This is a genomic window from Neptunicoccus sediminis, from assembly GCF_001719615.1.
Classification (GTDB): Bacteria; Pseudomonadota; Alphaproteobacteria; order Rhodobacterales; family Rhodobacteraceae; genus Amylibacter; species Amylibacter sediminis.
In genome coordinates, this window is sequence record NZ_MDVX01000018.1 from 49566 (window position 1) to 63429 (window position 13864).

A 13864-nucleotide genomic window follows, 5' to 3' on the forward strand; every position below is an offset into this window, starting at 1 on the left:
ACGGCGGGTCCACCTGCCGTGCAACGCCTCACGGCTTTGGCCGTTTACGGGTGGAAAAATCCCAAACCCTGCGGTCATCCCCTGTTTGCGCCCTTTTCAACTGTGGCTTATAGAGACAGTTAACATCTGTGTGATCCAGCTGGTTGGCCGGGATCTCTACAGGATAAGGGGGGCTGTGTGCGCGAACTCTTCGTCACAAATTTTAATCCGAACTTCACCGGAGTCTCTGCCACGGCGGCAGGGGTTGTCGGGGTGCAGCAGGAACAGTTCGATCTGGCGCTGGTGGGTGAACCCTTGCCCGGATGTCCTGCGCCGATCAGTCGGAAAGCTGCGATAGCCGCCAGCAAGACGCCCCCGAAGGACCGCCCCTTTGCAATCTGGCACGTGCGTCGCAACCCCGAAATGCGGGTGGCGGTTTGGGCGCGGGATGTGTTGCGCCGCCCGATCCGGATTGTTTTCACCTCGGCGGCACAACGGTTTCATTCCGCCTATCCCCGCTGGCTGATCAACCGGATGGATGCGGTAATCGCAACAACACCCGAGGCAGCAAAATTCGTGCCCCATGTGCGGGCAGTGGTGCCCCATGGTGTTGACACAGAACGGTTTTCCCCCGGTTCGGATCGCGGCACGGATTGGGCTGCGCTTGGCTTTGGCGGCGGGTTCGGGATGGCCACGGTGGGACGTGTGCGGCCGGAAAAGGGGACGGACCTGTTTGTGGAAGCGATGATCCGCATCCTGCCGGATCACCCTGATGGCGTAGCGCTGGTCGTCGGGCGGGCGGCACGGGAACATCGCGGGTTCGCGCAGGACTTGAAAAAACGCGCTGCGGCTGCCGGATTGTCCGATCGCATCCTTTTCGTCGGAGAGCTGCCTCCCGAAAAGCTCCCCGCTTTGATGCGCGGAATTTCCCTGCTGGTGGCACTGCCCCGCTATGAAGGCTACGGAATGACCCCGCTGGAGGCGATGGCCTCGGGCGCGCCCTTTGTGGCGAGCGACACAGGCTATTACCGTTCCTTCAGCGGCGAAGGCGCAGCGGGTCGTGTGGTGGGGCAGGAAGACGTCGACGGTGCCGTGTTCGAAATAAACCGGCTGCTGTCGAGCCAAGACACGCTGTCCAGCATGTCCCGCACAGCAGTATCCCGCGCGCGGGAATTTCACAGCATCCAGGGCGAAGCCGACGGAATCGCACAAGTCTATGAGGCATTATGGCAGAACGGATAGAGACGCTGATCATCCATCTGGCCCGCGCAACAGGGCGGCGGGGGCAGGTGGACAGGTTGCTTTCGGATACTCCGTATCCTGCACGGGTCATTGATGCGGTGGAGGGCAGCGTTTTATCCGCTGAGCAGCAAGACCGCGTGCTTGCAGATCACCCCTTGTTCAAGCCCCGCTATCCCTTTCCCCTGAACGCCGGAGAACTCGGGTGTTTTCTCAGTCACCGGACAGTCTGGCAAATGATCGTAGACCAAGGGTTGTCTGCGGCGCTGGTTCTGGAGGACGATGTGGCGCTTGTTGACGGGTTTGACCGGGCCGCAACCTTTGCAGCACAGCATGTAAATACGCTCGGCTATATCCAGTTTCAGGTGCGACCCGTGCCGGAATGTAAAACGGTTGCGCGCGGCGAAAATGTCTCAATCGTTCAGCCGAAGGTCACACCACTGCGAACTTCGGCGCAGATGGTCAGCAACGCGGCGGCGGTCAGATTGCTTGCCCTGACAAAGCAGGTGGACCGTCCTGTGGACACGTTCTTGCAAAGCCATTGGCACACCGGATTGCAACTGGCTTGTGTTGTGCCTTCGGGCGTGGAAGACCGCACGGCACAATCTGGTGGCAGCACCATTTCTACCCGTAAGCCGATTGCGGAAAAGATGAAGCGGGAATGGATGCGGGCGCGTTATCGGGCGGCTGTAAAAGGACGTAGTAGAAATGGCTAACCCTCTGAGCAGGCTAGTATTTAACCAACGGCACGGCACGCGGATTAAAAGCGGGCGGGTTTCTTTGCGCGCGAAAATCGGCAAGGGTGTCAAGATCCAGCGGGGCAGTTACCTCGATCGGCACAGCGCAATCGGCGCTTACAGCTATCTGGGCAACAATTGCACGGTTTCGGTGGCTAGGATCGGGCGGTATTGTTCGATTGCGGACAGTGTGATCATTGGTCCGGGCGAGCATGATCTTGACGCGGTATCGACCTCTGCGGAGTTTGCCCGCGACGCCTTTGCAGAACTTACAGCCAGCCCCTGTGAGATCGGCCATGATGTGTGGATCGGAGCGCAATGTGTGATTTTGCGGGGGGTGCGGATCGGGAACGGGGCAGTTATCGGCGCCAATTCTGTGGTAACAAAGGATGTGGCACCGTTCGAGGTTGTTGCTGGCAGCCCGGCACGGGTTATCAAGAAACGGTTTTCGCAAGACCGTGAGCAAGCCATCGCCGCGAGCGAATGGTGGAGACTGGACCGTGATGCCGCTGCCGCAGAGATCACGCGGTTGGAGGCAGAGACATGATTTCGACCCGTATTCGCGGCGGGCTGGGCAACCAGTTGTTCCAGTATTGCGCCGGACGGGCACTGGCGCTGCGTCACGGAGTGGATCTGTCGCTGGACCTGCGGGATTATGACCGCCCCAAAGCCTTTAAGGTCGGGCTTGACCATTTCAACATCACAACCGTTCCGGCGGAAAACCTGCCCCCATCCAAAGAGGATGGGGCGTTAAAAGTGCTGTCCAAGGTGTTGCGCGGCGGCGGGATGAAAACCTACCGCGAAGCTTCAATGGGCTATGATGCGGGGTATGAGCATCTGGGCGATAACACCCATCTCAAGGGCTACTGGCAATCGGAACGCTACTTTGCGGATTTTGCGGCGCAAATTCGTGAGGATCTGCAGATTGTGACGCCTCCGAATGCCAAGAATACCGAGATGCTGGCGGAAATCTCAGGCTGTACGGCGGTATCCCTGCATATCCGGCGGGGGGATTACGTCAGCAACGAAAAATATAACGCGGCCCACGGCACCTGCGATCTGAATTATTACGTACGGGCGGCAGGCTTAGTTGCAGAGCAGGTGGAAGCGCCGGTTATCTATGCGTTTTCGGATGATCCGGCTTGGGTGGCCGAGAATCTGAAACTGCCGTTTGAAGTGCGCTATGTGGGGCATAACGACGGAGATACAAACTATGAGGATTTGCGGCTTATGGCGGCCTGCAAGCACCACATCATCGCCAATTCCTCGTTTTCATGGTGGGGGGCGTGGCTGAACCCCGATCCGGTGAAAACAGTTGTCGCGCCAAGCCGCTGGTATGCTGACCCTGACAAGAGCAACCCTGATATTCTACCGGACAGTTGGTTAACGATCTAGACGCCCCTGACCATCAGCCGCGTTTTTCCTTCATGCGTTTACGAAATCGGGCCATGCGCAGATCGAAACCGGGTGCGAGCGTAGAAATCCCGCGCCGAACGATCATTTCGGGGAGGCTGCCACGACTGCCCTTTTCCGGCGGCAGCGCACGTTCGGCGTAGATCATCCGCTTCGGTCCGGACGCTGCGGGTGTGTCCATCCCCTGTTTCGCCAGCCGCGCGAAAAGGCCAATCGTGTTGAAGTCCTCCAGCAAAAGCTGGCGGGTGCTGCGCAAGGTATCGAGCCTGTCTGACCACAGATCGTCCGCGCGGGCCTGCATCATCCGGTTGATCGCCTCTTCGGGGCGGTCCATGTCCAGCGGCACGATGGCGTCAGCGGGCAGTTCATCGGTCACATTGGTGCAGCCGACATAAAACGGCAGCGCCCAGCAGAGTAGCGGATCAGAGAGCTTCTCTGTCCAGCTATACCGCCCCGCGCCGTTTTCGAGCGCGAGATGATATTTATGGGGGAGAAGCGCGTCCATTTTGTCATCAACAGGTTTGAAACCGCGCCCGTAAAGTTCGATGTGTTCGGGGATTTTGTCTTTCAACACCTCAATAAACGCGAGACGTTTGCGGTGATATTCGGTGCTGGCCTTGGTGCTGGTGACGATGGAGATTTTGTCATCTTTGGCGGGCGGCTGTAGCGCTTTGAAGTGGTCATAGCCAAGTGCCCCGTCAAGATTGGCAAAGTCCACTCCGGCGAACCACAACAAGCAGTAATTGTGGTCGAGCCGTTCGGTTTCAAGCGGCTTTTCCCCCGGTGCGACAACCACGGCAAACTGGTTCAGGAAGGCGGCAGAATAGGGGTGAATTTCCTCCGGCTCTCCGGCAACGAAAAAGGTGCGGGCGCGGGGGAGGGTGGTTTGCAGTGACCATGACGCTCGGGTGTAGATAATCAGCACATCGGCAGCGGGATCTACTTCTAACCCGAAGGTAAAACGCACACCCTGAAATTCCGGTTGTTTGTCCGGTGTCTGCTTCAGGAACAGGCGCGGGTCTATGTCTGTCAGGATATGGGCGTGTGGGGGCATGATCGCTTTGGCATTGGGTGTGATTTCCATTGTTATAGCGTGGAAAACATGTGCTGACATAAACAAAAGGCCCTGCAGTGTGCAGGGCCTTTCGCAAATTCCAAACAGGGTGCCGGAAAGATTCCGGCGTGGCCTGTTTTATTCGGCTGCGGCGATTTCTTCGCCGGTTTCCTGATCGACAACTTTCATGGACAGGCGAACCTTGCCACGATCGTCAAAGCCCATCAGTTTGACCTTTACGGACTGGCCCTCGGAGACAACGTCTTTGGGGTGGCCAACACGCTCGTTTGCCATTTGGGAGACGTGCACAAGGCCGTCGCGCTTGCCAAAGAAGTTCACGAATGCGCCGAAGTCCATCACCTTCACAACAGTGCCGGTGTAGACGGTGCCTACTTCGGGTTCTGCTGCGATGGACATGATCATTTCGCGGGCGGCCTCGATTTGCGCACCGTTGGAAGAAGCGATCTTGATCACACCGTCGTCGTTGATGTCGACTTTTGCGCCGGATGTTTCGACGATCTCGCGGATCACTTTACCACCGGAACCGATCACTTCGCGGATTTTCTCCGGATTGATGTTGATGGTTTCGATGCGCGGTGCATGCTCGGAGAAAGCCCCTGTTTCGGACAGGGCTTTGTTCATCTCGTCCAGAATGTGCAGACGGCCGTCTTTGGCCTGTGCCAGCGCTTTTTCCATGATCTCGGTGGTGATACCGGCAACCTTGATATCCATTTGCAGGGAGGTAATGCCGTTTTCCGTACCAGCCACTTTGAAGTCCATGTCACCAAGGTGGTCTTCGTCACCAAGGATGTCTGTCAGAACAGCGTATTTGCCATCGTCTTCAAGGATAAGGCCCATAGCAACACCGGCAACCGGTGCTTTCAGGGGAACGCCTGCGTCCATCATGGACAGGGAGCCGCCGCAAACAGACGCCATAGAGGAGGAGCCGTTTGATTCAGTGATCTCGGACACAACGCGGATGGTGTATGGGAAATCAGTTGGCGCAGGCAGAACAGCCTGAAGGGCGCGCCATGCCAGTTTGCCGTGACCGATTTCACGACGGCCCGGACCCATCATGCGACCACATTCACCGACCGAGTAGGGCGGGAAATTGTAGTGCAGCATGAAGTTGGAGCGGAACATACCTGTCAGCGCGTCGATCATCTGTTCGTCGTCGCCGGTACCAAGTGTGGTCACAGCCAGCGCCTGTGTTTCACCGCGGGTGAACAGGGCGGAGCCGTGGGTCCGTGGCAGCAGGCCGGTTTCGCCAACAATCGGACGCACGGTGGACAGGTCACGCCCGTCGATCCGCTTGCCGGTGTTCACGATGTCGCCGCGCACAACCGAGCTTTCCAGCTTTTTCATGGCGGTGGACAGGTTTGCATCTTCGCGGTCTTCTTCGGACAGACCTTCGATGATTTTCTCGCGGGCTGCGGAAATCGCGGCTGTGCGTTCCTGTTTGTCCGTGATGGCAAAGGCTGCACGGATGTCGGCTTCACCGATTGCCGTGATCTTGCCAAGGATGTCGGAGTAATCCGGTGCCTCAAAGTCGAACGGCTCTTTGGCGCATTCTTCGGCCATGTCGATGATCAGGTCGATCACCGGCTGGATGGAGTCATGTGCGAATTGAACCGCGCCGAGCATTTCAGCTTCGGAAAGCTCGTAAGCTTCGGATTCAACCATCATCACGGCGTCTTTTGTACCGGCCACAACCAGATCAAGGCGCTGTTCAGGGTTGTTGCGCAGTTCGTGCATGTCATCCACAGAGGGGTTCAGCACATATTCGCCGTCTACGAAGCCAACGCGGCAGCTGCCGATTGGACCTCTGAAAGGGGCACCGGACAGTGTCAGCGCAGCAGACGCTGCAATCATTGCCACCATATCGGGATCGTTTTCCAGATCGTGGGACAGAACGGTCAGTGTCACCTGTGTTTCGTGTTTGAAGCCCGGAATGAACAGGGGGCGGATCGGACGGTCGATCAGACGCGCTGTCAGGGTTTCTTTTTCGGTCGGACGGGCTTCACGTTTGAAAAAGCCGCCCGGAATTTTACCGGCGGCGTAGTATTTTTCCTGATAGTTTACGGTCAGCGGGAAGAAATCCATTCCCGGCTTTTCTTTTTTGGCGAAAACAACAGCGGCCAGAACAGATGTTTCACCCAAAGTGGCGATAACTGTGCTGTCGGCCTGACGTGCGATCTTGCCTGTTTCGAGGGTCAGCGTCTCGCCGCCCCATTCAATTGATTTTTTGACTTCGTCAAACATACTTTTTCCTGTCTAGGCTACCGGGCCTTCCCGCATAGCCTTAGTTGTTTGGATGCCCCATTGCATCCCGCCCCGTACCATCGTTTGCAGCGGCGGGGCCGTATCACTGCATTTCAGATGGGCTCCCATACAGCAGCTTGACAAAAAAGGAAAGCAAAAGGGCGTTTCGGGCGGTATTGGTGGATCAGGGCTGCTTTGCCGCTTTGGAGAAGGCAAAGACCAGTGTCGGGGCGAGCACCATCGCCGCCATGAGTGCAAAGCCGAGCCGGTAGCTCTGCTCTGCGGGCAGGCTGGCTGTTTGCTGGATCACCACGCCGAACAGGGTCTGGAACGTGGGAATCGCTGCGACTGCGATGATCGTGTAGAGGCTGGTGGCGCGTCCGATCGCGGCGTCAGGCACGACTTGGCGCAGTTGCGCAATGAGCGGAACATAGAACTGCTGGGCAAAGATCATCACGAATAACAGGACGTTAGCGGCCCAAAGCGGCATATCCGGTGTCAGGGCAAGGACAGATAGGCTGGCGACCGAGGTCAGAGCCCCTGTCAGGATCACACTGTAGCGGGAAAACCGCCCCCAGCGGTCAATGAAACCATAAGCCGTACCAGAGGCCATAGTTGCGCAGAAGAACAGCATCTGGAACAGGCCGGTTTCTTCCAGCGAGAGGGCGTGAACGGCTTTGTAATAGGGACCACCCCAAAGGCCGGTGATCGCGGTGATCGGCGCCCAGATTACGCAGGACATGATCAGAACGGGGCGCACCCTGTCGTCTTTTAACAGGTCGAGGAATCCGGGGGCAGGACCGCTTTGATCCGGTTGATCGACAGGGTCTTTCTTGGTGACAAGAAACACCGCAGCAGCAAATGCGGCGGTAAAGACGGAGAGGCCGATAAAGACGTTGATCCAGCCGAACCGCGCGATGCCGACCGCCAGCGGATAGGTGGCCAGCAAGCCGCCAAAGCCGCCGAGTGTCACCATTAATCCGTTCAGGAACCCGAACTGGTTCGCCGGAAAATTCCGCGCCAGCAGCATATACATGCCAACGCCGCCCACAGACAGGCCAAGTCCCAGCAGGATGCGGGCGAGGATCAGGGTGGTGAAGCTGGAGGTGAAGGTGCAAGCCAGCGTTCCAAAGGCGAGGATCAGCAGGAAAAGACTGATGATGCGGCGGGGGCCGACTCGGTCCAGCAGCGAACCGATAAACCCTTGCGCGACGATATTGACGATAAAGATGACGGAAATCACCAGACCAAGCTGATCCGCCGTCAGCAGGTATTCATCCTGCCAAACCGGAGCAACAATCGCACCCGCAGCGCGGTGGAACTGGCCCATCCCGAACAGGAAAACACAAATAGTTATTACGATAAATGATTGTAAAGAAAATCGAAATCTATGGGTCATTTGCGGGACGCTACCCCCAAACGGAATACGCCGCAACGCGATAACACGGTGCGGCGTTCCCTAACTGTAATAGGCGAGAGCCTTAGCGGCGGATGCCCAGACGCTTGATCAGGTCCTGATAGCGTGCTTCGTCTTTCGCTTTGGTGTAGTCCAGCAGTTTCCGGCGCTGCGCAACCAGTTTCAAAAGACCACGACGGGAATGGTTGTCTTTCTTGTGGGTTTTGAAGTGCTCTGTCAGCGTGGTGATGCGGGATGTCAGGATAGCAACCTGTACTTCGGGCGAACCTGTGTCGCCTTCTTTGGTTGCGTAATCTTTCATCAGTTGAGCTTTATGCTCTGGAGTAATCGACATCGGGGTCTCCTTCTTAAGGTTAAAGGGTTATGGCACAAGCCGGGATGTCGTCCAGCAGGGCCCGTGGAGGCTCCGCCCGAATGGCGGATGGGGGTCTATAGGCGGGAATCACCGGAAAGAAAAGGAAAAAGCGTGAAGTCCGCCACATGCGCGTGAAATGGCCGTGTGGTGGTTAATGCGCGTTAACCATAAGTGGTTGAAATGCTGTATGTTTCTGGAATGTTCTGTTATTTAGTCAACAGGCAGCGCCGTCAGTCCGGCGCCTGTCCGCGCTGTAAGACGGGATTAATATGATCGAAGTTCTCATTCTCTCCATGCTGGGTTTGGCGGGTTCCGCGCTGGGCGGGGCCGTTGCCGATGATGATGTCGACAACAGCTTTGACGGGGAGGATCGTGACGATCCATTGCCACGGGACACCAGCCTGTTGATGCCTGAGGGCGCGGGCGAACCGGTAGTTGTCGCGCAGGATACTGGCAATGTGGCACCCGCCGATACGTTATCCGAAGATGCGCAATACGGTAGTGGCGCAGACGATCTGCTGACAGACTGGCACGGCGATGTTGAGCTTTACGGTGGCGGCGGTGATGACAAGCTGCAAGGCGGATTTGACGGTGATCGGCTCAGCGTGTTTTACGGTGGTGACGGCGACGACACGATCCGCGATGGCGACAATGCTGCGCTGATCTATGGCGGCGATGGTGACGACAGGATCACCAGCGGCCACGGACAGTCGGAAATTGACGGCGGTGCGGGGGATGATGTTATCGACGCCGGCATTCAGACCGATACTGTTTACGGCGGGGCGGGGAACGACAGGCTCGTCTCTGTTGGAAGCGGGGACAGCGACGATCCTGATCTGCTTTATGGCGGCGTAGGGGACGACGATCTTCACGCCTATGGCACGGCAAAGCTTTATGGCGGGGCGGGGGCTGACAGGTTCACCACATATGCAAACACTTGGGTGGAACACGCCCCTGTAATTGCGGATTTCAACCCCGCAGTGGATACCCTCTGTGTGGAAATCGACAGTCACGAAGGGATGCAGGAGCTGTCGGATTTTCAGGTGGAGGTTCAGGATTTTGCTGATGGAACAGGGGCTTCGGTCTTTGTAGACGGATATGAGGTGATGCGCGTTCCGGGCGGGCAGGGAATCCGGCTTGAGGATGTGGAGTTAAAGCTGGTTTAACAATTGCACGGATAGGGTGTGCCGATCCTGCAGGAAATGGATATTTGAACCAAAAAGAGCCGCTTGGTCGTAGTCTTAAGTCCCAGCGCAATTCGGGGTGGTTATTTCTGGTTGAACAAAATGTTGCGTTCGGCGTCTGTATGTGGACGGTTCGGTCGGTTGTCTTTGCCCAGATTGACACCCCGTTGTACGGCTGGCCGTTCCTTGATACGCGCACGCCAAGCGGCGACGCGGGGATAATCGTCAAGCGGCAGGCCCATAGCCTTGCCGATCAGCACCCAAGGCCAACACATCATATCGGCAATGGAATAATCTTCGATGATATAATCCCGTCCGTTGAGGCGGCGTTCAAGCACACCGAGGCAACGCATATACTCACCAGCATAGCGTTTGGCCGCATATCCGTCCCGTTCGCTTTCCGGCGCATAATTGTGAAAATGGCTGTGCTGCCCGGCCATCGGTCCCTGATTGCCGGTTTGCCAGAACAGCCATTCCAGCGTCTCTTTACGCTGCAGCGGATCGGTTGAGATAAATTTGCCAGTTTTTTCCGCCAGATACCACAGGATTGCGCCGCTCTCAAACACGGGGATCGGCGCTCCGTTCGTGTCGTGATCCACGATAGCGGGCATGCGATTGTTCGGGCTGATCGCCAGAAACTCCGGTTCAAACTGCGCGCCTTTGCCAATTTCCAACAGGCGGGTGGTGTAGGGCAGTTCCATTTCCTCCAGGCAAATAGAAACCTTCCAACCGTTCGGCGTGGGCCAATAGTAAAAATCGAGCGGGTCTGACACCGGATTATTCCGTCAAATGTCTGGCGCGGGCGCCCCGTTCGATCGCGGCCCCGTGTAGCCGGTCGATGGTCAGCTCGTACCGTGTTTCCTCAAGAAATCGCAGCTCGCTTTCGCCCAACCGTCCGTCCGAGGCCGCCACATCACAGCAGAGCGCATAGGCCGTCTCGTGGAACTTTTCGGGGATTGCTTCACGTACCATGCCAAACAGCGCGTCCAGACCGTCTTCTTCTTCCAGCAGGTCAAACACTGTCTGGGCAATGCCGCGAATCCGGTCGGCATCATAGGCGCCAAAGATGGGCAGATGGTTAACGATACGTTCGATCGACAGCAATTCCGCGGTGCGGATCAGTTCATCGGATACTGAAGTGGCAATCATCATGGCCACAAGCCCGTCCTGAAGGTTCCAAAGGCTGTCTGTCGGGTCTGTGCGGGTCATGCTTTCGCCCTTTAATGGTTAATCCGTCTGATAATATTGACGCAAGCGGGCAGGAGCAATAGGGAGTGGGCTTTGAACCCCTCTAAAACCGGATGATAAAAATGTCTGACCTTCGCAATCTTGCACTGAGCTCTAAAGCATGGCCCTTCGAGGAAGCCCGCAAGATTTTGAAACGGTACGAAAAGGCGCCGCCCGAAAAGGGTTATGTGCTGTTTGAGACCGGTTATGGTCCATCCGGCCTGCCGCACATCGGTACCTTCGGGGAAGTGGCGCGGACCACCATGGTGCGCCGCGCTTTTGAAGTGATGTCTGATATTCCAACCCGCCTGATCTGTTTTTCCGACGATCTGGACGGTATGCGCAAGGTGCCGGGCAACGTACCCAATCCTGACAGTTTGGTTGAACATCTCCAGCGTCCGCTGACCTCGGTGCCTGATCCTTTTGGCGAGTATGAAAGTTTTGGCGCCCATAACAACGCGATGCTGAACCGTTTTCTGGATACTTTTGGATTTGAGTATGAGTTCATCAGCTCTACCGAATTTTACCGTGACGGTAAATTCGACGAGATCCTGTTGCGTGCGGCGGAACGTTATGACGATGTGATGAAGGTGATGCTGAAATCCCTGCGGGAAGAGCGTCAGGAAACCTATTCTATTTTTCTTCCGATCCATCCTGAAACCGGACGTGTGCTTTATGTGCCGATGAAACATGTGGACGGCAAAAATGGCACGATTACGTTTGACGACGAGGACGGGAACGAGATCACCCTGCCTGTCACCGGCGGTAACGTGAAGCTGCAATGGAAACCGGATTTCGGCGCACGCTGGGCGGCGCTCGATGTTGATTTTGAGATGTACGGCAAGGATCATTCCACCAATACGCCGATTTATGATCGCATTTGTGAAATTCTGGGCGGCCGCAAGCCGGAGCATTTTACCTATGAACTGTTCCTTGACGAAGAGGGACGGAAGATTTCCAAGACCTCCGGGAATGGTGTTTCAATCGACGAATGGCTGACTTATGCCTCGTCGGAATCGCTGGCCTATTTCATGTACCTCAAGCCAAAGACAGCCAAGCGGATGCATTTCGACGTGATTCCCAAAGCGGTGGATGAATACCATCAGCAGTTGCGAGCCTATGAAACGCAGGATGCTGCGGCACGGCTGAACAATCCGGTGTTTCACATCCACGGGGCAGATGTTCCGAAAAGCGATATGGTGGTGCCTTTTGCAATGCTGTTGAATCTGGCATCTGTGTCTAGCGCGGAAACCAAGGATGCACTTTGGGGCTTTATCAATAAATACGCGCCCGACGCGTCCCCCGAGACGAACCCGACCCTTGATGCGGCAGCCGGATTTGCGGTGCGTTATTACCATGATTTCGTGAAACCAAGCAAAAAGTTCCGCGCGCCGAGCGCACAGGAGCGGGCTGCGCTGGAGGATCTTGCGGCGGCGCTGCGGGACGCGGATGTTGCCAAAGCGATGATCGACAAGAAGAACGCTGCGATGGGCAAAGACGAGGGATTGGTCGCGACGCTTGATTACAGCGATGCAGATGATTTGCAGTCGATCGTTTTCGCTGTTGGGAAAAACCACGGGTTTGAGCCGTTGCGTGACTGGTTCACGGCGATTTATGAAGTGCTGCTCGGGGCGTCGCAAGGGCCGCGTTTCGGCGGGTTTGTGGCACTTTACGGCGTGGATGAGACTGTTGCGCTGATCGAGGCCGGACTTGCCGGAGAGTTGGGGTAAGAGCAACATTGTCCGGAACGTGCAAGGTATTTGGGCGGTGGACTGCGGTTCATCGCCCTTTTTGCAGGGTTCGTGTAAGTGGCGACTTTTGAAAATTGGATATTTTTAGCCATAAGAAGCTGGTGTGCTAGATGAGATCGTCCGGCGATAGCTCATAGGCTTTGCCGAAACCGCCGTTAAGCGCGGCGGATGTGATTTCTAAGGTCACAAAGTTGAAATCTGCAAAATCAATGTAGAGTTTCGATTTCGGATGGCTTTGGAGATACAGACTGCGGATCGCGGCGTATTGTGCGGTGGATTTGTCCAAGAATGTTGCCTGAGCCTGAATGGAAATGCGCGGATGTGTGAGCGGATCGCCCTTGCTGCCCGGTTCTCCTAGAAGGAGGCCGCAATTGGGATCGTTGCGCAGCGCCTTGGTGTGGGCCGAGAGATCGGAAATCAGTGACACGGGGACGCCATCCTTTGTGGTGCCCACCGCCACCCGCGTGACGCTGGGAGTCCGGGATTTCGGGTCTATCACCGCGAGCGCACCGAAATTTGCGTTCCGGATCAATGACTTTGCCAGAGTAATTGCCTCTGCGTCCGTGGGACGGATCGGGTCTTGGGGCATGGTGCGGACCTCATGCTGGATTTTCGGGAATGGCTCTGACGGCTGTTGTAGTGATGCCGGTTTTCCAACAGGGGATCAAGAGCGGTTTGACCCAGTGCTGCGCCGGACTAGATTTAGAATATTACAGGGAGGTTTAGAATGCGTATTTTTACCTTTTTTGCGACACTGGCGGCGGTCGGAATTCTGTGGATGGCGCCGGTAAAGGCCCAGAACAGCGATATAGAAGCTGTGATCGGGGCGCAGATTGACTCATTTCTGAAGGATGATTTTGAAACGGCCTTCACCTTTGCGGCGCCAAATATAAAGCAGATGTTTCGCACAGCGGAGCGGTTTGGCGTGATGGTCCGGCAGGGGTATCCTATGGTCCATCGTCCTGCAGAAGTGATTTTCAATGAACTTCGGGAAGAAGACGGCGCCCTTCAACAATATGTCTCTATTATGGACCGTCAGGGGCAGTATTATATTGCCCGCTATTCTATGGCGCAGGTGGACGGGCGGTGGCAGATTACGGGTGTCAGTATCGAAAAGTCTCCGGCGGTAGGAGCTTAAAGCGCGGTTAATACCCCGTTAAGGCTGCGTTCGGCGCAGCGACAGTCTGTTCAGTTTTCTTTGATAACTCTCAATCCGATTGCGGCCTGCTGATGTGCCGGATTTGAG

At 56.3% G+C, this 13864-nt stretch carries 14 protein-coding genes; 7 read left to right on the forward strand and 7 right to left on the reverse strand.

The window, feature by feature from the left end:
* Positions 1-177: 177 nt before the first annotated feature.
* From BFV97_RS15955 to BFV97_RS15970, 4 genes are read left to right on the forward strand one after another with little or no spacing between them, the layout of a single operon-like run.
* The gene (locus BFV97_RS15955) at positions 178-1221 is read left to right on the forward strand and encodes a glycosyltransferase family 4 protein (RefSeq protein ID WP_069301396.1); all 1044 of its coding nucleotides are present in this window, start codon (positions 178-180) and stop codon (positions 1219-1221) included.
* Positions 1206-1934 (forward strand): glycosyltransferase family 25 protein, encoded by a 729-nt coding sequence (locus BFV97_RS15960; protein WP_069301397.1) that lies wholly within the window; start codon positions 1206-1208, stop codon positions 1932-1934. The genes BFV97_RS15955 and BFV97_RS15960 overlap by 16 nt, the downstream gene beginning before the upstream one ends.
* Positions 1927-2502 (forward strand): CatB-related O-acetyltransferase, encoded by a 576-nt coding sequence (locus BFV97_RS15965; protein WP_069301398.1) that lies wholly within the window; start codon positions 1927-1929, stop codon positions 2500-2502. The genes BFV97_RS15960 and BFV97_RS15965 overlap by 8 nt, the downstream gene beginning before the upstream one ends.
* Entirely contained in the window at positions 2499-3350 is an 852-nt protein-coding gene (locus BFV97_RS15970) for an alpha-1,2-fucosyltransferase (protein ID WP_069301399.1), read from the forward strand. Before BFV97_RS15965 ends, BFV97_RS15970 begins: the two co-directional genes overlap by 4 nt.
* A gap of 13 nt (positions 3351-3363) precedes the next feature.
* Here the strand turns inward: BFV97_RS15970 and BFV97_RS15975 are convergent, their stop codons facing one another.
* From BFV97_RS15975 to rpsO, 4 genes are all read right to left on the reverse strand, one after another.
* Positions 3364-4482, reverse strand: coding sequence for a hypothetical protein (locus tag BFV97_RS15975; protein ID WP_069301400.1), 1119 nt, complete (start codon positions 4480-4482; stop codon positions 3364-3366).
* A 78-nt stretch (positions 4483-4560) separates the two neighbouring features.
* A complete protein-coding gene (pnp, locus tag BFV97_RS15980; RefSeq protein ID WP_069301401.1) occupies positions 4561-6684 on the reverse strand; it encodes a polyribonucleotide nucleotidyltransferase in 2124 nt (707 codons plus the stop codon).
* 184 nt (positions 6685-6868) lie between these two features.
* On the reverse strand, positions 6869-8083 hold the full coding sequence (locus BFV97_RS15985; RefSeq protein WP_083225693.1) for an MFS transporter: 1215 nt from the start codon (positions 8081-8083) through the stop codon (positions 6869-6871).
* An 82-nt stretch (positions 8084-8165) separates the two neighbouring features.
* A complete protein-coding gene (rpsO, locus tag BFV97_RS15990) occupies positions 8166-8435 on the reverse strand; it encodes a 30S ribosomal protein S15 (protein WP_069301403.1) in 270 nt (89 codons plus the stop codon).
* A gap of 290 nt (positions 8436-8725) precedes the next feature.
* Between rpsO and BFV97_RS15995 the strand changes: the two genes are divergently transcribed.
* Positions 8726-9622: a calcium-binding protein gene (locus BFV97_RS15995; RefSeq protein ID WP_069301404.1), complete on the forward strand. Its 897-nt coding sequence runs from the start codon at positions 8726-8728 to the stop codon at positions 9620-9622.
* Between the two features lie 101 nt (positions 9623-9723).
* Here BFV97_RS15995 and BFV97_RS16000 read toward each other — a convergent pair whose 3' ends face one another.
* Together BFV97_RS16000 and BFV97_RS16005 are read right to left on the reverse strand one after the other, a co-directional pair.
* Complete coding sequence (locus BFV97_RS16000) at positions 9724-10413, reverse strand: glutathione S-transferase N-terminal domain-containing protein (RefSeq protein WP_069301405.1); 690 nt, start codon at positions 10411-10413, stop codon at positions 9724-9726.
* Between the two features lie 4 nt (positions 10414-10417).
* A complete protein-coding gene (locus BFV97_RS16005) occupies positions 10418-10849 on the reverse strand; it encodes a tellurite resistance TerB family protein (protein ID WP_069301406.1) in 432 nt (143 codons plus the stop codon).
* Between the two features lie 101 nt (positions 10850-10950).
* Here BFV97_RS16005 and BFV97_RS16010 point away from each other — a divergent pair, with 101 nt between their 5' ends.
* Complete coding sequence (locus BFV97_RS16010; protein ID WP_069301407.1) at positions 10951-12597, forward strand: lysine--tRNA ligase; 1647 nt, start codon at positions 10951-10953, stop codon at positions 12595-12597.
* A 127-nt stretch (positions 12598-12724) separates the two neighbouring features.
* Here the strand turns inward: BFV97_RS16010 and BFV97_RS16015 are convergent, their stop codons facing one another.
* Entirely contained in the window at positions 12725-13207 is a 483-nt protein-coding gene (locus tag BFV97_RS16015; RefSeq protein ID WP_069301408.1) for a HugZ family pyridoxamine 5'-phosphate oxidase, read from the reverse strand.
* Between the two features lie 138 nt (positions 13208-13345).
* On the opposite strand from BFV97_RS16015, the gene BFV97_RS16020 reads away from it, so the two are divergent.
* The gene (locus BFV97_RS16020) at positions 13346-13756 is read left to right on the forward strand and encodes a DUF4864 domain-containing protein (RefSeq protein ID WP_069301409.1); all 411 of its coding nucleotides are present in this window, start codon (positions 13346-13348) and stop codon (positions 13754-13756) included.
* Positions 13757-13864: the final 108 nt, after the last annotated feature.